The 23,634-nt window shown below is 34.8% G+C and carries 20 protein-coding genes; 13 read left to right on the top strand and 7 right to left on the bottom strand.

The features are described 5' to 3' along the window. Nucleotides 1-90: 90 nt before the first annotated feature. The 3 genes from ZA07_RS15355 to ZA07_RS15365 all read right to left on the bottom strand — a co-directional run bounded on the left by ZA07_RS15355 (nt 91) and on the right by ZA07_RS15365 (nt 2,656). On the bottom strand, nt 91-1,056 hold the full coding sequence (locus ZA07_RS15355) for a hypothetical protein (RefSeq protein ID WP_053972650.1): 966 nt from the start codon (nt 1,054-1,056) through the stop codon (nt 91-93). Nucleotides 1,057-1,485: 429 nt separating this feature from the next. After that, nucleotides 1,486-1,713, bottom strand: coding sequence for an OadG family protein (locus ZA07_RS15360; RefSeq protein WP_053972651.1), 228 nt, complete (start codon nt 1,711-1,713; stop codon nt 1,486-1,488). A gap of 82 nt (nt 1,714-1,795) precedes the next feature. Continuing rightward, a complete protein-coding gene (locus tag ZA07_RS15365; RefSeq protein WP_053972652.1) occupies nt 1,796-2,656 on the bottom strand; it encodes an MBL fold metallo-hydrolase in 861 nt (286 codons plus the stop codon). Nucleotides 2,657-2,885: 229 nt separating this feature from the next. Here ZA07_RS15365 and ZA07_RS15370 point away from each other — a divergent pair, with 229 nt between their 5' ends. The 8 genes from ZA07_RS15370 to ZA07_RS15405 are packed head-to-tail and all read left to right on the top strand — an operon-like array spanning nt 2,886 to nt 12,578. Then, nucleotides 2,886-4,223: a microtubule-binding protein gene (locus ZA07_RS15370; RefSeq protein WP_053972653.1), complete on the top strand. Its 1,338-nt coding sequence runs from the start codon at nt 2,886-2,888 to the stop codon at nt 4,221-4,223. Nucleotides 4,224-4,259: 36 nt separating this feature from the next. Further along, on the top strand, nt 4,260-5,309 hold the full coding sequence (locus ZA07_RS15375; protein WP_053972654.1) for a hypothetical protein: 1,050 nt from the start codon (nt 4,260-4,262) through the stop codon (nt 5,307-5,309). A gap of 48 nt (nt 5,310-5,357) precedes the next feature. Then, nucleotides 5,358-7,316: an AAA family ATPase gene (locus ZA07_RS15380; protein WP_053972655.1), complete on the top strand. Its 1,959-nt coding sequence runs from the start codon at nt 5,358-5,360 to the stop codon at nt 7,314-7,316. Next, a complete protein-coding gene (locus ZA07_RS15385) occupies nt 7,303-7,890 on the top strand; it encodes an NUDIX domain-containing protein (protein ID WP_053972656.1) in 588 nt (195 codons plus the stop codon). Before ZA07_RS15380 ends, ZA07_RS15385 begins: the two co-directional genes overlap by 14 nt. Further along, complete coding sequence (locus ZA07_RS15390; RefSeq protein ID WP_053972657.1) at nt 7,890-9,125, top strand: DUF6638 family protein; 1,236 nt, start codon at nt 7,890-7,892, stop codon at nt 9,123-9,125. Before ZA07_RS15385 ends, ZA07_RS15390 begins: the two co-directional genes overlap by 1 nt. Before the next feature lie 43 nt (nt 9,126-9,168). Continuing rightward, nucleotides 9,169-9,693, top strand: a complete 525-nt coding sequence (locus ZA07_RS15395) for a hypothetical protein (protein ID WP_053972658.1) — start codon at nt 9,169-9,171, stop codon at nt 9,691-9,693. Nucleotides 9,694-9,706: 13 nt separating this feature from the next. Further along, the gene (locus ZA07_RS15400) at nt 9,707-10,876 is read left to right on the top strand and encodes a carboxypeptidase-like regulatory domain-containing protein (RefSeq protein ID WP_053972659.1); all 1,170 of its coding nucleotides are present in this window, start codon (nt 9,707-9,709) and stop codon (nt 10,874-10,876) included. Between the two features lie 10 nt (nt 10,877-10,886). Next, a complete protein-coding gene (locus tag ZA07_RS15405) occupies nt 10,887-12,578 on the top strand; it encodes a DUF4199 domain-containing protein (RefSeq protein WP_053972660.1) in 1,692 nt (563 codons plus the stop codon). Here the strand turns inward: ZA07_RS15405 and ZA07_RS15410 are convergent, their stop codons facing one another. Then, entirely contained in the window at nt 12,579-14,054 is a 1,476-nt protein-coding gene (locus ZA07_RS15410) for a helix-turn-helix domain-containing protein (RefSeq protein ID WP_053972661.1), read from the bottom strand. 121 nt (nt 14,055-14,175) lie between these two features. Between ZA07_RS15410 and aceB the strand changes: the two genes are divergently transcribed. Continuing rightward, nucleotides 14,176-15,774 carry a malate synthase A gene (gene aceB / locus ZA07_RS15415; RefSeq protein ID WP_053972662.1) on the top strand — a complete coding sequence of 533 codons (1,599 nt, stop codon included), beginning with the start codon at nt 14,176-14,178 and terminating at the stop codon, nt 15,772-15,774. Between the two features lie 72 nt (nt 15,775-15,846). Continuing rightward, nucleotides 15,847-17,124: an isocitrate lyase gene (gene aceA / locus ZA07_RS15420; protein ID WP_053972663.1), complete on the top strand. Its 1,278-nt coding sequence runs from the start codon at nt 15,847-15,849 to the stop codon at nt 17,122-17,124. A gap of 44 nt (nt 17,125-17,168) precedes the next feature. Here aceA and ZA07_RS15425 read toward each other — a convergent pair whose 3' ends face one another. After that, on the bottom strand, nt 17,169-18,191 hold the full coding sequence (locus tag ZA07_RS15425; protein WP_053972732.1) for an arginase family protein: 1,023 nt from the start codon (nt 18,189-18,191) through the stop codon (nt 17,169-17,171). 80 nt (nt 18,192-18,271) lie between these two features. Between ZA07_RS15425 and ZA07_RS15430 the strand changes: the two genes are divergently transcribed. Beyond that, a complete protein-coding gene (locus ZA07_RS15430; RefSeq protein WP_053972664.1) occupies nt 18,272-19,153 on the top strand; it encodes a hypothetical protein in 882 nt (293 codons plus the stop codon). 67 nt (nt 19,154-19,220) lie between these two features. Here the strand turns inward: ZA07_RS15430 and hutI are convergent, their stop codons facing one another. Together hutI and fumC are read right to left on the bottom strand one after the other, a co-directional pair. Further along, on the bottom strand, nt 19,221-20,456 hold the full coding sequence (hutI, locus tag ZA07_RS15435) for an imidazolonepropionase (protein ID WP_053972665.1): 1,236 nt from the start codon (nt 20,454-20,456) through the stop codon (nt 19,221-19,223). An 88-nt stretch (nt 20,457-20,544) separates the two neighbouring features. Then, the gene (fumC, locus tag ZA07_RS15440; protein WP_053972666.1) at nt 20,545-21,942 is read right to left on the bottom strand and encodes a class II fumarate hydratase; all 1,398 of its coding nucleotides are present in this window, start codon (nt 21,940-21,942) and stop codon (nt 20,545-20,547) included. A 273-nt stretch (nt 21,943-22,215) separates the two neighbouring features. Between fumC and ZA07_RS15445 the strand changes: the two genes are divergently transcribed. Together ZA07_RS15445 and ZA07_RS15450 are read left to right on the top strand one after the other, a co-directional pair. Further along, nucleotides 22,216-22,806 carry a YkgJ family cysteine cluster protein gene (locus tag ZA07_RS15445; RefSeq protein WP_053972667.1) on the top strand — a complete coding sequence of 197 codons (591 nt, stop codon included), beginning with the start codon at nt 22,216-22,218 and terminating at the stop codon, nt 22,804-22,806. A 181-nt stretch (nt 22,807-22,987) separates the two neighbouring features. Further along, on the top strand, nt 22,988-23,629 hold the full coding sequence (locus ZA07_RS15450) for a peroxiredoxin (RefSeq protein WP_053972668.1): 642 nt from the start codon (nt 22,988-22,990) through the stop codon (nt 23,627-23,629). Nucleotides 23,630-23,634: the final 5 nt, after the last annotated feature.

Consider the following 23,634-nt stretch of genomic DNA (forward strand, 5'->3'; position numbering starts at 1 on the left):
TATAAAAAAGGGCTCTTATTAAAACAGCCCTTTTCATTTTTTGGTTAGTATTGGTAAGTAAGTTAGTTAAAAAAGTCTTTCTTAAGAAAATTACTTTAACGACTTTACGCTAATAGGTGTTGAAGTAATATTTTCTAAAGTGAAATAATCTAAATTGATCTCATTTGCTTGACGCGCAGTAACATCCCAGGTAAAGGTGCTATTGTAATCGATAATAGTACTAACTCCATCCAAAGTAGAGTCTAAATCGTAATCAAATGTAGAAGCGTTCTCATCTAAAAGTAAAGTTGCTAAGTCAGTATTAATAGAAAAGACGTTGTTTGTTTCATCTAAATTAGCTTCATCTACAATAACAGTTCCTCCATTTACTAAGTTGTACACACCTACGTATATAATAGAATTAGGAGAAGCAAAATTATCAAGAGTTGCATTTAATTCAGCATAGAAGTCTATTTCGACATATGTGTCAACATAAGTAGAGATATCAATACTTTCATCTCCATTCTCCCCGTATAAATCATCAATTAAAGTAGCAAGATCAGCATTTGTCCCGTTCGTTCCAATGATGCTCCCCCAGATATGAGTCACTGCCCCTGTATTATTAGGGTCTACACCGCCCCATAATACAATTGTAGAACTATTGATTGGGTAATTAACGCCATTATAAAAAACAGAATTTGGTTCAGCTGAAACAGGATCGTTTACAGTTAAAGAAATAGTGTTACTGGTTAAATCACCATTTGTAGCGGTCACGTTGTAAGTTCCAGCTTCGGTTGCTGTAAAAGTGTTGTTTGTGGTTGCTTCCATTTCATTGATTTGAAATGAAGAAGTGGTTGTTACATTTTCATCCAAATCATTCATAACAGTGAAAGTGAAAGTGTCACCTAAATCAACAGTTGTTACATCAGATGCTAAAGTAATAGAAGTAGCTACTGGTGTTTCTGTGTTACCGTCTCCATTTCCTCCATTGTCTGAAGTACTGTCATCATCACTACTACATGACACGAAAGCAAGCCCGCTAAATAAAAGAGTGCTTAATAAAAATAATCTTTTCATAAATTTAATATTCTTGGTTTACAATTAATCAGTGCCAAAAATAGGTTTATCAAGAAAAGAACCAAATAAGCTGAATGTTAAAAGTGTTATTCTTAATGAAATGAGATTTGTTTAAAAAATTAAGGATTTATTTATGTATTCTATTTATTTAAAATATATAATATTATTAATGATTTATTGAAACAGCTAAAAAACCATTAAAAACACTATTTATAATCAAAATAAATTATTTAAAAATCTTACGATTTTAATTAAAATACTGATAATAAGATAGTTTTTGTAATGTTTTTGTAGGTAAAGCGAATTTAAGGTTTCAATTTGATATATTAGTTTTTTGGGATTAGCTCCATATTTTCCAAAAAAAAGCCTTTAATTTCTTAAAGGCTTTGTAAATTTTTGAATAACAACTATTTGTATAATTTATGATAATCACTCATAAAGATGGCCATCTGTAAAATCTTTATAGGTTTTGTTGTCCTCTGTAGAGCTCAATTGACTTTTATTTGCCAAACGCTCATTCTCCTTTTTTAACTTATAAGATTTTCTAATCCCAAGAATCAAAAGAATTAAAAAGAAAACAACACTAATTGAAAGCAACATCACAATACTGCTTTGTTCAATTAGAAAAACCGGTGGAGGAATAGAGTTTAAAGTCATTTACGTAGGTTTTAATAGATTGGGTTAATAGCTCGGTCAAAGATAATCTTTTTTATTTAGTAAACAATTAAAAATGAAATATTTAGTAGCTTGGATACCATTCTAATTGTACTACTTGAATGTCTTTATTTCCAGCGCTAACCAACTTTTTAAACATTTTTACATCACTTAACCCATCAGTTCCTCTGTAGTGGTAAGGAAAAACTTTTTTAGGCTTAAATTCCAAAACGGCATCGGCAGCACTTTCTACAGTCATTGTATATGGGAGATTCATACAAACTAATGCCAAATCAATATTTTCTAAATTTCTCATTTCTGGAATGTCTTCGGTGTCTCCAGAAATATAAATACGTTTTCCTCCCACTGTTAGAATGTAACCATTCCCTCTCCCAGGTTCATGATATTGCAATGCTTCGGGTCTAATGTTGTACATAGGGATAGCCTCTATATCGACATTCATTTTACTAGTTTTTAAACTAATACTCTGACCATTTGAAAGGACATCGGTTTTTTCTTTAATAGATTCAGGTAATTGTTTTTTAACCTCTTTAGGCACCACCAATTGTACGTTTGGCTTGTAAAGCCCTTCTAAGGTTTCGGCATTTAAATGGTCTCCATGAATGTCAGTTACCAAAATGATTTGTGGTTTCGGGAAATTTTCGAAGGCTTCAGCACCTCCTACGGGATCTACATAAATGACCGTATTGTCTGTTTCCAAGACAAAGGTGGCATGACTAATTGGAGTAATTTTTACATCATCCGTATCATAGCTTATGGCATAACTTTCATCAGCAGCTTCCTTATCTTCAATTACTGAAGGGGCCTCTATGGTGATAGAGTCCTCTGTCATCTCCATATCCGTAGCGTCTTCAGATTTCTTGTTATTAAATTGACACCCCACAATTAGAATAGAAGCAAATAGGAGTAAATAAATTTTTTTCATGAGTTTGATCTTTACTAGGTTTTAAGTTTGATATTAGAATTGTTTTCCTTGTATTAAGAAATTTATTCTGCTTATCCTTAAAGATACAGATTGTCATTTATTTTTAACATCTTTTGTAACAATTAAATATAAATTCGTACTGATAATTTGAGCAAGTTTAATTTTTATAATCGTAAAATTTAGCGAAATTGCTTACCCTAACTATTGTTAAACATTAACACGACTTAATATGTCAGACGAATTTGACTTACTGGAAACCAATTCCAATGAAAAACAATCCAAAGTAGATGTCAATTGGGGAAAGGCCATAGACACTATGAAATCAAAATTAGCCCAGGAAGATGATCCCGAGGTGCGTCAAAAAATCTTAAATGCCACTTTAGATGATGTGGTGCATATGGCTGAAAAGGATAGAACTACACTTTTGGATGCCATTAAAGATTTGACCGATTACCAAGATGAGGTGGGTATTATTTTTGAAGCTTTTTCCTCTCTTAATGCTGAGGAGCAGAAGGTAATAGACAATGCCATCAAGAGATTGGAAAGGGCAAGAGTTGAATTGGAGGATGCAGAGGCTAAACCAGATACTTGGTGGAATAACCTATGGGGAAGAAAGGCCAAAATCAGAAAGGCAGAAGAAGAGCTTAAAGCTGCCCAAAAGGCAAGAGATGAAGCCGATACTAAAGCTAAGGCCATGTTTCAACAACGTATTGAAAGTGCGGATGTGCAAACCCTTTTAAATGAGTTGTCATTTAAGAGTCAGGCAGCCGTAAAAAGGTTGAAAGATCGTGAAGTTGAAATCAAGGAAGTAGAAGACAAGTTGCAAGATGCAATTGTTGAAGCAACTAAAAATCATACCAAAGCATTAGAGAAGAAGAAAGAAGTTGAAACTAAATTAGAAGAACAATATGCTTTATTAAAACAAGCGCGCCAAGGTTTGGAAGAAATTGTAGATAAACAGTCTGCAGAATATGCTGAGGCAGTTGGAAAAGTAACAACTCTTGAGCAAAAAGTAGAGGAATTGGAAGGTTTGAAAAATGCCTACACCACCTTAGCGGCAAGTAAAGATAGCTTTGTTCATAAGCATAATTTAACAATAAAAGTATTGACTTCTTTAAGAAGTAATCTCCAAACCCATCGTGCGAAACTAAAAAGTGATACCGAAGAGCGATTGAAATATTATGACGGTTATGTAGTTGCTTTAAAGGCTAGAACAGATCAAGAATTTGCTGCCATTTTAGAGCATCTAGGGGTGAAAACCGATGAGCACATTGGTGAAACATTGGCTGCAATGCACACAGCAAGTGCCAAAGCACGTCAAGAAATGATGGATAACATCCCGGTTCATGAAAAAGTAATGCAAGGTGTTTACAGTAGTTATGCTGAAGCATTACAGGAAATAAGGGCTAAAGATGTTGATATTCAAAAGAATTTTGCTGAACGTTACGGTATTGATATGAAGCAAATTTTTGAAGATTATTACGCAGCCGAAAATGAGCCTTCTAAGCCTGAAGGAGAAAGTGCGAAACCTGAACCAAAGTCAGGTGATGATGATTTATTATCCTAGGCTTAAATGATACAATCAAATTTTGATTTTTAACGAATGATTGTAACGCCGTTAGATTCAGCACAATTAGATTCCAAGGAGCATTATGTGTTTTACCATAGAATGGTAGATTTTGTGCTCAAGGAATTGATTGTGAGTATTCAATATCAAGGGTTGTGTACTGGTCAGGAACTTACCTTTTTTAAACAATATTGTGATTTGTTGTTGTATTCCATAGAAGCAATGCGAATCAAATATATGTTTGATGATGAGGAACACATGAAGGTTGATTTGACAGATTCCGGATTTCCAAACTATTTAGAGTTTCGTTATTTGTTTAATGATCTCGAATTGCGAGACCATTATTTAGAAAAATTAACGCCTATTCAGCAATTGGAAGAGGAGTTTCTAGATACCCTTTTAAGAAAAAAGCAGCCTGTCAAACGAAATAGACTTTTTCAAGCAGCTTCTATTGCCTATTACAAGACGGTTAATAAACAATATATTTTTAACCGTTTTGTTCAAGGCAAAATCATAGAGGTGGAAGATAATCCCTTGGCAAAATTGATGACCAGTTGGAGTTTTTATGATGTAACACACAATAGACCATTCGTTTGTTTTATGTATTTTGATTATGATGGTTCCAATATTTTAGAGGAAAAGGAGGAAATGTATCAGGCCTTGAAGCAAATTGCAGACCGCGAAATGAATTTGGATACCATGGCTTATGCTATTGATAGAAAATTACCAAATATTCATCCTAAGCAGGTCAAGCGAATTGATTTAGGTCCTTTACATAACATTTTTGCCAAAGATGAACACGATTTGACGCACGCATTATTGGAGAGCATAGGTAAAAAGGAAATTCCTCTGGAGTCCTATGCCATTTCGCTTACGGTGGATGAAGTTTTTTCTAAGGGTGAATTTAAAGAAGGGAACTTTTTTAATAAACAAGTTCTTCAAAACTGGAGCGACGTCTTGCAACAAAAATATGTGTTTGCACCGCACAGGGTTATTCAAATGTTATACAACAAAACGCCAGATTGGATGAATGGATTGGCAAAACCACCTATTCAAATGAGTAGTTTGCCAACCAATGGAGATTAATTAAAAAAGAGTAGTTCTCTGCTGCTCACCGAATATTGAAATTAAAAAATGCAACATAACTCAACATTTCCCATAAAACAAAACGAATTGGATATGCTTCGTGATGAGGCGACATCCTATTTAAAGAGTATTCAATGGGAGCAAGGGCAACGAGCTAAAAATCGGGATAAAGATCAAAATGATAGTTCCATATTACTTTATTTATCTCGTGCCAATAACGGTAGTCAAGCTCATATAACCTCAGTATCAAAAACTATTTTAGGTCTTAAAAAAAGGCTGCTCCCAGAATCGGTGGCTATTCCTTTACATTTAAATCAATCGCTATTTGCAGTTCAAGAAGGGATTACCCTAGGACTTTGGATTCGTGATAGTTTTTATGATGCATCGGGCTTGTCCAGTTTAAGTGAACGAAGGCCCGCATTAGATCATTCTGGGAAAAGAGAATTTGAAAGCAAGCAGCATACTGCTACAGCATTTATGTTATTCTCTATGGCCTATAAAATATTACACGATTTAAGAAATAGTGCATCGGATGACTTAAGTGTGATGAAGCAGAAATTTGCTGGGATTCCAGAGGTTTCCTTATTGTCTCCCTTAAAAGGTATTTCATGTGCGTTATTTTATTATGATAAATACTTGGACCATCCTGAAATTATAACAAATGACCAAGATGTCGTCGATTTTACTATGGTATATTTTGAGGCGCTTATTGCTGAAATTCAAATGCGCAAAAGCACTTTGGAATATCAAGAAACCATATTGGATAGAACTTACAAATTGGAAAAATCTGATTTTTCAATTTCTGGTTGGGATAATGTCTTTTCAGGAGCAGCCAAAAGTATCGAATTCAATAAAGTACAATTTGAACAAATTGTAGGAAACCGAGATGCCAAACACTTTGCACGAAGGTTGACTGAAAGGATGTTGAGTTACGACTTTGCTGAAAAGAAAAATCCATTTCAGGAGTTAGGTGGGTTTATGCCCGTTTTTATGGGGTATGGAATACCTGGTACAGGAAAAAGTATGTTGATTGCTGCTATTGCCACCAAGCTTAAAGACCATTGTGATCAATTAGAAATTCCTTTTCTTTTTCATCCGATGCCAGATACTTTAATAAGTACGTTTCAAGGGGGATCGGCAGAAAAAATGGTGGAATGGATGAAACCTTTACAGGATCCTTCCAAATTAATTTTTGCTCCTATTGACGATGCAGAAAACAATCTTCAAGAAAGAACTGCACAAGGAGTTTCGGCAGGGGTGAAGGAAGTAATAGGTGTTTTTTTAAGGTACACAGAAGGGGCTTATGCCGTTAACTATGGAAATAGTTCCATTGGATTGTTTACTAATTTACCTGAAATGCTTGATAAAGCAGTCATTTCCCGTGTTCAGGGACGTTTCAAAATAGATGGAGCTCGAACAGAGCATGATTTCTTGGATCAAGATTATTTGTGGTGGAAAAAGTTTGAAAAGACCATGCCAAGTTTTGTCAACATGAATAATCCAAATGGATATGAGTTTTTAAGTAATCAAGGGTTAGCCAAAAACATGGGTGATATTCTTCAGTCCTTAGAAAGACCTTCAGAAGAACGTGTATTGGAAACGTTTGACAAAGTTGAAAGCCTTCACAAAGACGATGATCACATGTTTTATGCCTCACTATACAAAGAAATACAAAAAATATTTCCGTTTTTCTCTTCTCGAGATGTTAGGAATATCCAATCTGCAATTTCCTTGAGATTGACAGATTTTGATTTGGAATCTGATTGGTTTGAAAACCCAGAAACCTATTTCAAAAAAGATTATCAAACTAAATTTCATATGCTTCAAGAACTTATGAAGGCCAATATGAAAGGGTTAAACTTTTCAGATATCAGAAAACAAGAAGTCATTAGATATTTGGATAATGTGGCAACCATAGCCGATACCGATTTTAAGCGACAAGTGGAGGCGAGGGTTAATCAACTAAATATTGAAATGGAAGCAAGGAAAATGTATGAAGGAAACTAAAAGAATAAAAAATATTTCTGACACGGTACTTTCTGATCATTGGGCCAAACTGAATAAAATTGATTTTGATTATCAATTGGAAAATGGTCAATGGATTAGACAGTCCCGAGAAACGTATCATAGAGGCGATGGTGCCGTGGTATTGTTATATAATCCTATAAAGAAAACGGTTATTCTTACTAGGCAGTTTAGGATGCCTGCCTTTGCCAATGATCCACAAGCTGGTTTTATGATTGAGGCCTGTGCGGGTATGCTTGATAAAGATGACCCTGTTACATGCATCATCAGGGAAGCGGAAGAGGAAACAGGTTATAAAGTACCTTCTGCCACAAAAATATTTGAAATGTATTCGTCTCCAGGAGCGATGACCGAAAAACTTTTTTATTTCATAGCAGAATATGATGATTCCATGAAAGTGAGTGATGGTGGAGGGTTAGACTGTGAGCACGAAGATATTGAGGTCATGGAGTTGCCGTTTAAAACGGTTATAGACATGCTTGAAAATGGTGAAATCCAAGATGCTAAAACCTGTATATTATTGCAATATGCTCAGGTACATAAATTGATGGAGTAATGCAGAAACTAAAGGAAGCACATCTTTTTCGGGGACAATTGATTCCTATAGGAGGTAAAATGGTAGAACGCTACAATGATTGCCTTAAAACTTTGGGATTTGAACCAACCAATTTAGTGGCTTTTTCAATTGATGGTTTGGGTTGGAGTCCTGAAATCGCTGAAGAGAGAGATAATGTATATTTCTTAAATCACGGAGAAGCCAACTCCCATGGTATTATAGTTTCCCCATTGCAAAAGGGAGCACCGGTTTACATGCCCAACCATTCCTTTGATAGGGAGTTGATGAAGTTAATTTTTAAAACTTATTCCGATCAGATTACTGATATTACAAGAGATTCGGCCATATGTTTGGATTTTGATCAAGGGATTGATGCTTTTTATGAGCCATTGGATATGTTGCGTTATCGAGAGGTCATTGTTCGATTTAAGTTGATTCACGGTATTGGTAAAGCGCAACAAGAGCAATTTCAGCTGATTGAGAAGTTTAAATCAGGAAACAATTTTATTGATGAAAAGATTCATGCCCAATTATTGGACTCGGCTAAAAAATATGGAGATTTAAGACATAGAAATTTAGATTTACCTGAATTGAAATATGAAGTAAGCTCTTATTTTTCTAGAGCTTTTGGTGGGGTTTATGTTTTGAAAGATTTTATAAAGGACATGATCATCTTTGAGGATGAAACCATGTTCAAGAAGGCTATTGATGATACCTCATATGATATTTTGATGTTTCATATTGATCATGATGAGTTGGTGGAAAAATTAAGAGATCACTTGATTGCAGAATGCCATTTAGATCAAGTGGTTCAAACACCACGTTATGAACGTATCAAAAAGTTTGAATTCCATCAAGAATTAAAAAATGGATTTCATCCGATAAAAGAAATATTGGAAGACAAGATTTTATTTAAAAGCTATTTAAACAAAATTGAATTGAATTCTCTCAAAAAAATCAATGGCGTTGAAATTTATTTGGAGCGTTTGCAACGTAGCAATCAATACAAATTGGAGGATATGGTTGATTTGGATTTTTATCATGCCTTACATCAGCCCCACTCCTCATTGGAGCCAATTCATCAAGATTTGATTTGGAAGCTTTTAGTCAATATTTCTCCAAAGGATGTCTTATTTTTATTTTGGTATGACAAAGAGCAATTTTATAAAGCTTACCAAACATGGGATGACTCCTTTCAGGATTGGGTGATTGAACAAATACGTAACAATATTTGATTTTATTAGACTAATTTTATAGAAACCAACAATCTTAAGCCTTATGACACTGGAACTTATAATTTTTATTGCTGCTATTTTATTTGGAGCGCTTATCTATTGGAGGGAATCCAATGGAAATAAATTGTATCGCTTTTTTAACAAAATGATATATTCCAAGGAGCTTCAAATGAAATCAAATGATCGTACTGGTTTTGTATTCCAGCAATCCTTTCTGTTGCGTTTGGTATTCATTTCAGCTTTTTTTCTTGTAGCTATTGTCATTGTAAGATTTTTAATACCGATAGATATAGCGACCATTTCCTTGTTTGCTTCCATGATTGTAGGAACGTTAATTGGAACTTATTTGGCCAGTTTTATTTTCAAGTCAAATGAGATTATAGAAGAAGAAGGTGGGCTGATTGAAGATAAGTTCAAACAGACTATTGAAAAAGGGAAGGATTTTTTAGAAGATTTACAGGATAGGGATGAAAAGCAATTGGAGGAGCCAAAAACTGAAATTAAGGAATCCCCAAAACCAGAAGAAAAAAGTGCTAGAGAACGCTTAAAAGATAAAGGATTACTATAACAACCAGACAAGAATGAAACATATTTTCTTCCTACTTATTTTTACAATTACACAATTTGCCATTAGCCAAGAACGGAAAACAGGAATAATAAAAGATGCAGACACTAAAGAACCTTTGGAGTTTGTGAGTGTTTATATTGATAATGGTCCAGATTCAAATTATACTGGTTCTATCTCCAATGGAGAAGGCGAGTTTTCTATCATGGATAACGGCTCTAAAGTCACTTTTAGCTACTTAGGTTATGAGGAAAAGGAAGTGGAACTTCAAGATGGCTTTAACGAAATATTTTTAAAACCTAAAGATTTTGTTTTGGATGAAGTTGTCATTTCAGATGTGTCGGCAGAAGATTATTTAAAAAGTATCATTAAGGCTGCAGACAATAAGATTGATAAGAACACCCTATTTAAAAGTTATTGTCGTGAAATTGTTAAGGTAAATGATGAATACACTAAATTTTCTGATGGTTTGGTAAATTATTATGTGAAAAAAGGGAATGGGAAGTCTGTTATTACCTTACCGCAACATCGGGCATTTAAAAGCGATAAAATTAGTGAAGAGGACTTTGCAAGTATAGACAACATTAATTCGGCATTTACTTTGGATGAATACGTGAAAAATGCCTATAACTATAAGTTTATAAAGAAACTTCTCAAGGATAAAAATTATGATTTTGTCAGAAAAATAAAAAAAGAGGAAGGCGGGTTAGAATACGAATACATTGAGGTTAGCCCTAAAAGTGATGTGGAAGAACTTCTTTTCAAAGGCTATGTGGTCATTGATCCAAAAACAGGAGATGTTTTAGAACTTAAATTTTATACATCAAGTGATCATCTTAAATACTCTAAACTTCAAAATGTGATGTTGATTATGAAAGTAAAGGTCAATAGCCTTCTTATTTGGACGAAATTTAGAGTCATTGAGGACAAATATGTCTTATCATACAATCAGAAATCTGTTGGGATGTATTTGAAGTTTGGAAAATATGTAGATGATAATTTCAATTTCAGTTCAGATTTATTTGTCTATGCTTTTGAAAATGACGTGGAGATCCCTGATGATGGTTATGATAATAGAACGATTTATGAAGCCGGGACTAGCTTTACAGAGAATTTTTGGGAAAATTACAATGCATTTCCGTTGAATAACGAAGAAGAAGCATTTATTGAATCCGTTTCAAAATAACACACAAAAAATGATTAAGAATTACTGGAATAAGGGCAAAAAGCAAAAACGTATAACCATTTTCGTGTCTATCGTTATTTTAATTTTGTTGTTTGTTTTACGGGATGATTACCAGCCTGCACTACTATTCATTAGGAAATATATTTTCGTCCTTCTTTTAGCAGGTTTGTTCTTATATTTTGGATTTAGGAAATTTCGAAAAACAGCAGGAACAGGAGGACGTTTGGGCATCTTGGGAATGCTTATTGCTTTTTTTGCATTGCTCTATATCATAGGTTGGCATTTTAAAATGTATGATTATATGAAGACCTACAATGTATTTCTTCATTTAAATCGTGTTGAAGTGAGTGAATTGCCATTGACGCAAAATGAGCGCATTCAACCAATGAGAAATATCTTCTCAATGGCCAATGAAAGTGTAGGAGAGACCAAGGATGTATCTTTACCGCATTTGGTAAGGGTTGATAATGAGAACAAATGGACCATGGCTATTCAGCCTACAGAGAAATATGTATGGCAACGTATCAGTGATAATACAGAAGAAGTATTTTCAGTGTCAAGTACAACACCTTTTCCCAGGTTTTCAAGTGATAATAGGATACCGGTCACTTTTTCTATAGGGGAATCCTTAAAATTTAGCCGTAATACCTACAATGCCGTCGTTCAAAGATTTGGTCTTTGGAAACTGCTTTCCTATGAACCAGGAGATGTATTTTATATGAAGAATGATTCTGATGAATGGGTTGAAGTGGTGAGTTTAATCAATTGGAAAGGATTTTTCTTTCCGTACCCCACCTTTGGAGGAGTTATGGTCATTGATAATGGTGCTCATGATTTTAATGATTATGTGGAACGCATTTTAATTGGGAAAGGAACTTATATCAGTCCTGAGGAAATGAAAAATCACGAATTCCTGCAAAGACAAAATACCTTATCAGAAAAAGTATCAAGACTGCAAGCCGAATCTTTAAAGTTTTTGGGAGGATTTAGTGATCCATTGCCTTGGAATATGCAAACAGCCGTTAAAATTCCTGATTTGCCAGATGATCAAAATGAGCAGCCATTTGTAACCGATTTCGACTTTTCAGGAACTGGAATTCCTGCTTATAATGGGTTGTATCATTGGTTTGGATTGGAGCCAGTAGGAGATGAACGCACCAGTTTGTCTTATAGTGTTTTTATACCAGCCGACGGCACAGACAAATTATTCTATTATGATCACGCATCCAAAAAACAAGGGTATGCCGGAGTTTCAGCTATGCCCCTCAAGGTTATAGAATCTCGAAAAGAGTATGATTGGTCTGTGAACAAACCCGTGGAATTTAGACCTTATATCAAAGATATTGCCGGTAGAAAAAGATTGTTTTATCTCAGTACGGTTTCTGCGGTACGTGAAGGCGATAAGAATTTTGATGGGTCGGCAACTCCAGATCTAGCCTTAATCGATGCCGAATATCGTGATGTCATTTGGATTGATGTCAAGCATCCAAGTCAGTGGGACCTTGATGTATACAAGCAATTAAATGAAGCATGGAGATCCAGTGAAGGTATCGGGTATTTTTATCAAGATGAAATCAAGGAAACAGATATAAAAACAGCAACTGATTCGGTTCCTGTATTGCCAAATATCAATAGGAATGAAAAGGAAATTGAGCAACTCCAAAAAAGAATCGATTCTTTAAAAGCTATCAACGGAGAATAATTAACTGAATTTTTTGTTAATTTCCTCAACCACGTGGGCTATTTCCATGTGTTTTTGTTGTTTTAAAATCTTGATGGGTTCTGCCTTTCTGACTTCACAGTTTTTAATTTGGCAGCGCTCACAGGTGACACCCACTTGTTTAGATTCAATATGCGGATCATTCAGGAATTTAACCTTGTTCTGAAGTTGCTTATTGATCAACAATCCTAAAGTAATGCTGCGGTAATAACCTTCCTTAAATGGATCTTTGGTTGCTGATGATAAAACTAAGTATTTAAAGCCGTCGGACGGATAATTTGAAATTTGAATATCAAATTCGTGGTTTGATTTGTTTGTTTTTATTTTTTCCAAAACCTTCAATGCAATCCACCTTCTGCAATAATGTTCGTTAGTTTCATTAGCTCTGGGGGAGTGGTGGTGTGATAAATGTAATTCTTTATCCAATTGAAAATGGTCGCTTCCTTCCCTGTTTTGGAATCTTAAAAAGAATAAGTTTTGCAGGTTGAATGCTTCTGGAAGGATGTTTGTTAGCCTCTGAAAAAAGGATTCTGGAGAGGCGTTAAAAGTATTTAATGTGTTTAAAAAGAGATCGGTATCAAAATAATCTTTGGAAAATAGATTTGTCAATTCCTGACTAAGCTGTTTTTTTGGAATGATAAGGGCTCCCGCAAAATAGGAGGCATAGAAATTATTTAATACCTGATCAAAATGATCAAATTTTATCCAAGAAAAGGTATAGAGCCTTTCGGTAATCTTTAAATAATTATAGGCTATTTCTTTGGCAAAGATAAAATTTCTTTGAGCATCGTCCATTTGATCCGCCAATAACAATGTTTTTGTCTTCGGAACAAATACAGACCTTAAGTTATCCAAGCTTTTATGCTGTTTAAGTTCTTCTTTGTTTATGGTGTAACCAAATTCCTCAATCAATATTTCTTCAAGCTCTTTTGGAGATATGGGGTGATCGAGATCAATGTGATAGGATTTAGCAAAAGACGCTACTTTCTTTTCCAAATCATCAAAATAGTTGTTGTTAGTCTCCTGAAAAGTGCGAACGGATGCTAAGTAAAAACTTTCCTTGCCAAAGTTGTAGTTCTGGGCAATTTCAATAATGGTACTAATAAACGTATTGACTTTTGCAGGAGCATTACTGATGATGTCTATCAAATCATTTTCATGGATACCGAAAAGATCCAAGGGAATCTCTTTTAAAATTTTAGATTGAAGAATTTCACCAATTGGCGCTAAATTCTTATCCAATTTTAAGGATACCAATTGGTCATAAGGCACATCCAATTTTTCTGAAAGCAAAACAATTTTATCCGGTTTTGGATATTTTTTTCCTTTTTCTATCTCATTTAAATAAGACTTGGAAAGACCTGATAATTTGGATAGACCAAATAAGGAAAGATCTCTGTCAGTCCTTATCTGTCTTAGTTTTAAACCAAAAATAAGCTTGATATATTCTTCCTCCATAACAACAAATATAATCAATTTTGCGAACTTCTATTTTTAGCGTAAAATAAAAAATAGCGAACGTTCGCTTGTTTTTTCAAATTCTTTGTTTTAATATTGTTCTCATCTTAAATACTTTACCATGTTTCAAAATTCAATAATTGCAGAACGAGTTCGCTACGCGAAAGAAGTGGATCACTACTATCCAGATATTTTAACCGATGAGGCTTTGGAGTTTCTAGTAGCACTTCATGAGAAGTTTAATAGCTCCCGTTTGGAACTTTTAGAAAGAAGAATCAAACAGCAAGCTATATTTGATAAAGGGCAATTTCCAGACTTTCCAATTGAAACCAAGCATATTCGAGATGGAGAGTGGAAGGCAGGTTGTATCCCGAAAGATTTACTAGATAGACGAGTTGAAATTACTGGTCCGGTAGATAGAAAAATGGTTATAAATGCTCTTAATTCTGGTGCCAAGACCTTTATGGCTGACTTTGAAGATAGCAATGCCCCAACTTGGTATAATACCATCCAAGGGCAACAAAATTTATTTGATGCCAATACGAAAACGATTTCGCTAACTGATGTCAAGAGAAATAAATCTTATACTCTTAATGAAGAACATGCTGTTTTATTAGTGAGACCAAGGGGCTTACATTTAAATGAAAAGCACCTATTGATTAATGGTGAACAAGCATCGGGTAGTTTGGTAGATTTTGGATTATATGTCTTTAATAACACTAAAGTTTTACGCGAGAAAGGAACCGCTCCTTATTTTTATTTGCCTAAGCTTGAACACTATTTAGAAGCAAGGTGGTGGAATGATGTCTTCAAGTTTGCTCAAGAATTCCTAAGTGTACCAATTGGTACTTTTAAGGCAACGGTTTTAATAGAGACCATTACTGCCAGTTTTCAATTGGATGAAATCATTTATGAACTAAAAGACCACATAGTAGGGTTGAATTGTGGGAGATGGGATTATATTTTTTCTTATATCAAGAAATTTAGAAACCATAAGGATTTTGTTGTTCCCAATAGGGATCAAGTGACCATGACAGCTCCTTTTATGGATGCTTACAGTAAATTGGTCATACAACGCTGCCATAAAAGAGGAATTCTTGCCATTGGTGGTATGGCGGCTCAAATTCCTATTAAGAATGATTCATATGCCAATGAATTGGCCATTGAAAAAGTAAGACAAGATAAATTAAGAGAGGTAACTAATGGACATGATGGTACTTGGGTGGCTCATCCTGGACTAGTAGAAATCGCAATGACTATTTTTAATCAATACATGCCTCAATCCAACCAATTGGAGGTTTTAAGGGAAGATGTTTATGTGACTGCAAAAGATTTGGTGGAAGTACCTCAAGGAACAGTAACTGAAGCCGGAATCAGAAAAAATATTAATGTGGGAATCCTTTATTTGGAATCTTGGTTAAGAGGACAAGGAGCCGTAGCACTTTATCATTTAATGGAAGATGCTGCCACAGCAGAAATTTCCAGAACTCAGGTTTGGCAGTGGTTGAAGAACGGAGTCCTGTTAGAGGATGGAAGAGAATTTACAACTCAATTATATGCAGATATTTTTGACGATGAAGTAGAAAAACTCATTAAGGAGTATGGACAGGAATACGTTAGAAAATCCAAATTTGATTTAGCTATAAAACTATTTAACGATTTGGTAATCAGCAATGATTTTGAAGAATTTTTAACGCTATCAGCGTATCAATATTTATAAAAAAAAATCCTGAGAGTGCTGGCACACTCCACAGGATTTGAATATTAACATTTTAATACCCATTACAAAACTATGAAAACTAATGACAGAATTCAAGAATTAATTACAGATTGGACTGTAAACCCAAGGTGGAAAGGCATTGAAAGACCTTACACAGCAGAAGAAGTTATCAAACTTCAAGGATCCTATAAACTAGAGCATAGCATTGCCAAATTGGGAGCTCAAAAATTATGGGAAAAGTTGAAAACTAAGGATTATGTGGCTGGTCTAGGTGCATTAACAGGCAATCAAGCTATTCAAGAAGTTGAGGCTGGATTGGAAGCTATTTATCTGAGTGGTTGGCAAGTAGCTGCAGATGCCAATTTAGCAGGGGAAATGTATCCAGATCAATCTTTATATCCGGCTAACAGTGTTCCTCAAGTGGTTAAAAGAATCAATAATGCACTTTTAAGAAGAGACCAAATACAATCAGTAAATGGGGTTGCAGATAAATTGGATTATTTGGTGCCTATCGTTGCTGATGCCGAGGCTGGGTTTGGAGGAAATTTGAATGCCTTTGAACTGATGAAAGCCATGATAGAAGCAGGAGCTTCTGGGGTTCATTTTGAGGATCAGCTTAGCTCTGCCAAAAAGTGCGGACATCTAGGAGGGAAGGTTTTGGTGCCAACTCAAGAAGCGATCAATAAATTAATTGCCGCTAGATTGGCTAGTGATGTTATGGGGGTTCCTTCTTTAATTATTGCTAGAACTGACGCAGATGCAGCTAATTTACTAACTAGTGATATCGATGCACGTGATAAGAAATTTGTAACGGGAGAAAGAAGTTCGGAAGGGTTCTTTTATGTGAAAAATGGAGTAGAGCAAGGGATAGATCGAGGGTTAAGCTACGCGCCTTATGCCGATTTATTATGGATGGAAACCTCTACTCCAGATTTGGCACAAGCTAAGAAGTTTGCAGATGCCATACATGCTAAGTATCCAGGCAAAATGTTGGCTTATAATTGCTCTCCATCTTTTAATTGGGCGGCTAAATTAAGTGTTTCTGAAATGGAATCTTTTAGAGAGGAATTGGCAAAAATGGGTTATAAATTCCAGTTTATTACATTGGCAGGCTTCCATGCCTTAAATACCAGCATGTTTGAATTGTCAAAGGCTTATAAAAGCAGAGGAATGGCAGGTTACTCAGAATTACAAGAACGTGAATTTGCTTTGCAAAAAGAAGGCTTTCATGCCGTCAAGCACCAAGGATTTGTGGGAACTACCTATTTTGATGCTATCCAAAATACGGTTACATCAGGAGCTTCTACTACTGTTGCTATGAAAGATAGTACAGAAGTAGCCCAATTTTAGTTAGGTGTTATTTAGTTGAGCACCTCAGTTTTGAGGTGCTTTTTTTATTTGATTTCGTGGGCTTTTATAAAATCTGTTATCAGATATGAAATTACCTTACCAATAGGATTTGATGGTTTATCTTCATTAATAAATCCTTCAGAAATATGGAGGTAGGAAGCATTGGGTTTTTGCCCAAAATAGGTGATATACTTTCTTACCTTATTCAAATTGAATCCGCTTGGATTGGATTGGGAGCCCGAAGCATGTTGAATTGATTTACAGTCAATTTCGATTCCAAAGGAGTCATCACAAATAAATTCGCTTGCTCTTTTAAGTTCTTGTTTAAACTTCAATTCTTTCCTATTAAAGGCATCGAAAGTATTGAATTCAATTTCATTCAATTTATTTAGGGTTGCTAGGTTTGATTCAAGAATATAACTCTCATGCATTCCAAAAATAAAATACTTGTTTAGAAAACCTTCACTAAAGGCATAACTAAAAGAATTGGAGCTATGACGTCCATCTTCTTTATTGAAATCTGCCTGAATATCGAAATTGATCGCATTAATGGGTTTTTGAAAGCCTAAAGCACTACCTTTAAGACAGCCATAGGCATTATTTTGTCCACCTCCAATGACGATTGGAATTTTACCAGCTTTGACAATTTGATAAACTAAATAGCTTACTTCAACATCTATTTTTGATACATATTTACGGGCTTTGATCTGGTCTTTTTTCTTTTTCGGTTCTAGTTTTTCCAGTTTCTTCTCATAATTTTTAAAATCGAAATGACCTAAAATCATCACTTTCTTGGCAGGAGTGAATGGGTTGCTTTGCGTGTTTAACAAAACTTTAAGCGTCTCTTCCCAAATATCGTAAGTCCCAGAATTTCCATTGTGTGCAAACACTCCAGCATTTTCATTTATGCCAAAAATGACATAAGAAACGTCTAAGTCCTTGAGTTGATCGTATATAGAAGAAATGGTGGTTAACTTTTTTATTTGTTCCCCAAGTTTTGATTCGGCCGTTCTTTTATTTAAATAACCTTTCAAGTTACTTTTATCGAATAAAATGAAATTGTCCATCAAGTTTGGCATATAATGTTTAAAATTGTTATTCTAACCTAAACTAAAATTAGTAAATCTAAAAATTAAAACGAGTTATTATGGAAAACAATAAGAGTAATACAGGATTAAAAGTTGCATTAGGTATTGCCCTAGTTTTATTTCTTGGTGCGGCATTTTACTCTTTTAGCCTACTAAACGAGAAAAAGGAAACTGAAGCTCAATTGACTAAAGAGAAACAAATGGTCATTAATGATTATGATAAATTGGCCAAACAATATGATCTAGCTATTAAAGATAATGAAATTTCAAACCAAAATTTGGTAGATGCTAAAGCACGTATTGAAGGATTAATTGATTCTTTAAAAGTATCGGAAACCAATGTTCAAAGCCTTTGGAGATACAAAAAGAAATATTTGAACCTTCAACAAGAAATGGATGTGTTAATGGCTGAAAATGATAAATTGAAAATTGAAAATCAACTATTGGCTACTTCATTGGATAGTACAAAAATCAGACTTGAAGAAAGAACCATGTTTACTGACTCTTTGTTAGTTCAAAATACTGCCCTTGCTGAAGTAATGAGTGATGCTTCTGTGTTACAAACAGTTGATTTAAAAGGGTTTGGCGTTATTGAGCGTTCTTCTGGAAAATTAATACCAACTGAGAGAGCAAGACGTTCTGATAAAATAAGAGTTTGTTTCACCGTGGCTAAAAATAAGTTGGTTCAAGCTGGGGAACAAGAATTATATGTTCAAGTTGTTGGACCTAATAATCAAATTTTAGGAGTAAATGAACAAATTCAAATGGGAGAAGAAACAATCAATTACAGTCTCGTTAGCACTTTTAATTATGAAAATACCAATTTGAATATTTGCGAGTTTGTTGAGCCTTTAAATGATAAATTTGAAGATGGACGATATAAAGTAAATGTTTACAACGATAAAGAATTGATTTCTTCAACTGAATTTACTCTGAAGTAATACAAAACTTAGAAAATAAAATAAACCCCGCAAGTGATTTACTTTCGGGGTTTTCTTTTATGTAAATTTAAATCTTTACGCCATTGATGTAAACGGCTTCAATGTGATTATCTCCAAAAGCATAGGGTAGGTAGTGATAACTTGGAATTTCTTTGGTAATCATTATATTGGCCTTTTTGCCCCGACAAATACTTCCATACATATTACTAATTCCCATGGCATAAGCACCATTGATGGTTGCTGCATTAATAGCCTCTTCTGGCGTCATTTTCATTTTGATACAAGCGGTACTCACCACAAAATTCATATTCCCGCTTGGGGTAGAACCTGGATTGTAGTCTGAAGCCAAAGCTATTGGAATCCCAGCATCTAGAAGTTTTCTTGCAGGTGTATAAGGAATGCTCAAGAAGTAGGAACATGAAGGTAAGGCCACAGGCATGGTATTACTATCTTTGAGAACAGCAATATCTTCCTCTGATAATTCTTCAAGATGATCTACTGATAAAGCATCGTATTTTACTCCTAGAGCAATTCCCCCAAAAGTATTAAACTGATTGACGTGAATTTTTGGAGTTAACCCGTAAGATGCTCCCGCTTGTAAGATGTGTTCGGTTTGTTCTAAAGAGAAGTACCCTTTTTCACAAAAAACATCTATATATTGGGATAACTGCTCTTTAGCTATTTGAGGAATCATTTCCTCTATGATAACATTTACATAGCCGTCGGGATTATCTTTAAACTCTTTTGGAATGGCATGTGCCCCCAAAAATGTGGATATCACCTTAACGGGGAAATCGTGTTTTAATCTTTTTATGACACGAAGCATTTTTAATTCGGCATCTAAAGTCAATCCGTATCCTGATTTTATTTCGATAGCTCCAGTTCCCATTTTCATGACCTCTGTTAGCCGTTGCGCAGATTGATCATACAAGTCGTTTTCAGAAGTATTTTGAAGCTTTTCAGCAGAATTTAGGATGCCTCCACCACGATTAGCAATTTCTTCATAACTAAGTCCATTAATTCTATCTACAAACTCTTGCTCTCTATTTCCTGCATAGACTATGTGAGTGTGGGAATCGCACCATGTGGGTAGTACCATTTTTCCTGAGGCATCGATTACTTCATCTGCATCCATGTCTTCAAAATCGTCCATTTTTCCAAATTCAACAATCGTATCATGTTCAATGAGTAAGTAGGCATTTTTAATGGAGGGCAACTCTTTCATTTCTTCACCATTTAAAACGGTTACGTTTGTGGTTCGAGTTTGAAGGAGCTCTTTGATGTTTTTAATTAAAATAGTCAAAATGCAAATTATTAGGTTGGTTTTTGATAAAAATAAAAAAAACGCTAATAGAAATCCCTTAGCGTTTTAAAAATATGATAAATTCTAATTATTTTAAACTGCCTACCATTTCTTCGGGTTTAACCCAAGAATCGTAATCTTCTGCCGTTACATACCCTAAATTAATGGCCTCCTCACGTAGGGTGGTACCATTTTTATGAGCAGTATTAGCAATTTCTGCGGCTTTGTAATAGCCAATTTTGGTATTAAGTGCTGTAACCAGCATCAATGAATTGTTCAAAAGTGTTTTGATAACATCATAGTTAGGTTCGATTCCATCAGCACAGTGGTCATTAAAACTTACACATGCATCTCCTATCAATTGGGCAGACTGTAAAAGATTTGCAGCCATAACAGGTTTAAAAACATTCAATTCATAATGTCCTTGTGTACCTCCAACGGTAACGGCTACATCATTCCCCATAACTTGGGCGCAAACCATAGTCATTGCCTCACACTGCGTTGGATTTACCTTTCCAGGCATTATAGAACTTCCAGGTTCATTTGCTGGAATAATAATTTCTCCAATCCCTGAACGAGGACCAGAAGCCATCATTCTTATATCATTTGCTATTTTATTTAAAGAAACAGCCAATTGTTTTAGAGCACCGTGTGATTCAACCAATGCATCATGTGCAGCCAAAGCTTCAAATTTATTTTTAGCTGTGATAAACGGTAAGCCAGTGAAATCTGCAATGTATTTGGCAACCAAAACATCATAGCCTTTAGGGGTATTTAATCCAGTTCCAACTGCGGTTCCTCCTAAAGCTAATTCAGCTAAATGGTGAAGCGTGTTTTCAACGGCTTTAATACCATGATCTAATTGTGCTACATAACCAGAGAATTCTTGACCTAAGGTTAAAGGCGTTGCATCCATTAAATGCGTTCTACCAATTTTCACAACATCTTTAAACGCTTGTGATTTTTCATAAAGCGTATTTCTTAATTTGATTACTCCTGGAATAGTAGTTTCTACTATCTTTTTGTAGATAGCGATGTGCATTCCGGTAGGGAAGGTGTCGTTTGAAGATTGCGATTTATTAACATCATCATTTGGTTGAATGGTTTTTTCGCCTTCTCCTATGGTTTTACCTGCCAATTGATGTGCTCTATTGGCCACAACCTCATTAACATTCATATTACTTTGGGTTCCAGATCCAGTTTGCCAAATAACTAATGGAAATTGATCATCATGTTTCCCAGCTAAAATCTCATCACATACCTGAGCAATTAAATTTCGTTTACTTTCATCTAAAACACCCAATTCATGGTTGGCATATGCAGCAGCTTTCTTGAGGTAAGCAAAACCATAAACTATTTCTAAAGGCATGGATGCAGGAGCACCTATTTTAAAATTATTTCTAGATCTTTCAGTTTGGGCACCCCAAAGTTTATCTGCAGGGACTTTTACTTCGCCCATCGTGTCTTTTTCTATACGATAGTTCATTGTGAGATACGTTATAAATTTCCAACAAATTTAAGGTTTTTGGTTGGTCTTTTTGCCATCGATTTTTAAATAGTTACGGACTAAATGGAATTTTTTTAAGGTCTGTGAAGATGTTTAATTTATTCCCTTTTTCATATAGAATTATAATGAAGAATAACATGATATTTATCCTTTTAATAGGTCAATAATTATTGTCTGAATGATATAACTTTTTTTGAAGTTACATATCATTTCGAATTGCATTTTGTTTTACATTAGCATCGTTATTTAGCGATGACATTATACCGAAAAATCCAAGCCGTGGAACGGGTGTTCAAAGGATTGGAAAAGGATGTGGCGGCCTTTAAACATGTCACAAGGCTTGAGTGCTTGGTAGGTTGTGGAAAATGTTGCAACAAACCAGATATAAGTGCTTCTCCATTGGAATTTTTACCTTTTGCTTATCACCTTTACAAACGAGGTTTGGCTTTGGAATATTTGGATCGGATTAAGGATCATCCAAATTCCAATTGTATTGTTTTATCACCACTTTTGATTCCAGATAAACCAGGGTTTTGTTCAGAATATCCTTATAGAGGATTGATATGCAGATTATTTGGTTTTTCGGCTGCTTTAAATAAATATGGAAATCCAGAATTGGTAACATGCAAATCCATTAAGGAAACTTACCCAGATGCTGTAGAAAAGGCAAACAGCCACATAATGGAGGGAAAGGATACACCCATTATGCGCCATTATTATTTTAAATTACAAAGTATAGATGGTGATCTTTGTTCTAAATTAATGCCTATTAACAAAGCGATAGAAGAGGCTCTCAAAATAGTTTTAAGTTACTATGCCTATCGCCGGCCGAGGTCAGCGTAAAATGTTTTGTTTAAAAGCGTGTTAAACTTTGATTTTATGCTGTTTAATTCGATAACTTTAATTTAGTCTATTCTTTTTTATAAAGGTTAGATATCTTAAAGAAATGATAAAGGTCTTAATTCCTACTTATTAAGTGGGAATTATATTTATCTTTGATTTATAAATCAAAACAAATCAAATTATGGCAACAATAAGATTAGGAGATGTTGCGCCCGATTTTAAGGCTCAAACATCAGAAGGAGAAATTCAATTTCATGACTGGTTAGGTGACAGTTGGGGAGTGTTATTTTCGCACCCTGCAGATTATACGCCAGTTTGTACTACAGAGTTAGGAACAGTAGCTAAATATAAACCTGAGTTTGACAAACGTAACGTAAAAGTAGCGGCATTGAGTGTAGATGGATTGGAATCTCATAAAGGTTGGATTAGTGATATAAATGAAACCCAGAACACAACGGTTAACTTTCCAATTATTGCAGATGAAGACCGAACTGTTTCAGAATTATATGATATGATTCACCCCAATGCCAGTGAGAAGGCAACAGTACGTTCGGTTTTTGTAATCGATCCTGCCAAAAAAGTCAAGTTGATAATTACTTATCCAGCATCAACAGGGAGGAATTTTGACGAATTAATAAGGGTAATTGATTCTTTACAATTAACAGCTTACCACCAGGTAGCCACACCAGCAAATTGGCAAAATGGGGATGATTGTGTAGTTGTTCCGTCCATTGCAACGGAAGATATACCTAAGCATTTCTCCAAGGGCTACAAGGAAATAAAACCATATTTACGCACAACACCTCAACCGAATTTAAATTAAAGATA

The organism is Mangrovimonas sp. ST2L15, assembly GCF_001280515.1.
GTDB classification, from domain to species: domain Bacteria; phylum Bacteroidota; class Bacteroidia; order Flavobacteriales; family Flavobacteriaceae; genus Mangrovimonas; species Mangrovimonas futianensis.

Excerpts from the sequence above, each read along its gene's own strand:
- ZA07_RS15400 (WP_053972659.1), top strand. The coding sequence starts at position 9,707 with ATGAAACATATTTTCTTCCTACTTATTTTTACAATTACACAATTTGCC.
- ZA07_RS15430 (WP_053972664.1), top strand. The coding sequence starts at position 18,272 with ATGGAAAACAATAAGAGTAATACAGGATTAAAAGTTGCATTAGGTATT.
- fumC (WP_053972666.1), bottom strand. The coding sequence starts at position 21,942 with ATGAACTATCGTATAGAAAAAGACACGATGGGCGAAGTAAAAGTCCCT.
- ZA07_RS15375 (WP_053972654.1), top strand. The coding sequence starts at position 4,260 with ATGATTGTAACGCCGTTAGATTCAGCACAATTAGATTCCAAGGAGCAT.
- ZA07_RS15385 (WP_053972656.1), top strand. The coding sequence starts at position 7,303 with ATGAAGGAAACTAAAAGAATAAAAAATATTTCTGACACGGTACTTTCT.
- ZA07_RS15405 (WP_053972660.1), top strand. The coding sequence starts at position 10,887 with ATGATTAAGAATTACTGGAATAAGGGCAAAAAGCAAAAACGTATAACC.
- aceB (WP_053972662.1), top strand. The coding sequence starts at position 14,176 with ATGTTTCAAAATTCAATAATTGCAGAACGAGTTCGCTACGCGAAAGAA.
- ZA07_RS15355 (WP_053972650.1), bottom strand. The coding sequence starts at position 1,056 with ATGAAAAGATTATTTTTATTAAGCACTCTTTTATTTAGCGGGCTTGCT.
- ZA07_RS15410 (WP_053972661.1), bottom strand. The coding sequence starts at position 14,054 with ATGGAGGAAGAATATATCAAGCTTATTTTTGGTTTAAAACTAAGACAG.
- ZA07_RS15370 (WP_053972653.1), top strand. The coding sequence starts at position 2,886 with ATGTCAGACGAATTTGACTTACTGGAAACCAATTCCAATGAAAAACAA.
- ZA07_RS15395 (WP_053972658.1), top strand. The coding sequence starts at position 9,169 with ATGACACTGGAACTTATAATTTTTATTGCTGCTATTTTATTTGGAGCG.
- ZA07_RS15380 (WP_053972655.1), top strand. The coding sequence starts at position 5,358 with ATGCAACATAACTCAACATTTCCCATAAAACAAAACGAATTGGATATG.
- aceA (WP_053972663.1), top strand. The coding sequence starts at position 15,847 with ATGAAAACTAATGACAGAATTCAAGAATTAATTACAGATTGGACTGTA.
- ZA07_RS15445 (WP_053972667.1), top strand. The coding sequence starts at position 22,216 with ATGACATTATACCGAAAAATCCAAGCCGTGGAACGGGTGTTCAAAGGA.
- ZA07_RS15365 (WP_053972652.1), bottom strand. The coding sequence starts at position 2,656 with ATGAAAAAAATTTATTTACTCCTATTTGCTTCTATTCTAATTGTGGGG.
- ZA07_RS15425 (WP_053972732.1), bottom strand. The coding sequence starts at position 18,191 with ATGGACAATTTCATTTTATTCGATAAAAGTAACTTGAAAGGTTATTTA.
- ZA07_RS15450 (WP_053972668.1), top strand. The coding sequence starts at position 22,988 with ATGGCAACAATAAGATTAGGAGATGTTGCGCCCGATTTTAAGGCTCAA.
- ZA07_RS15360 (WP_053972651.1), bottom strand. The coding sequence starts at position 1,713 with ATGACTTTAAACTCTATTCCTCCACCGGTTTTTCTAATTGAACAAAGC.
- ZA07_RS15390 (WP_053972657.1), top strand. The coding sequence starts at position 7,890 with ATGCAGAAACTAAAGGAAGCACATCTTTTTCGGGGACAATTGATTCCT.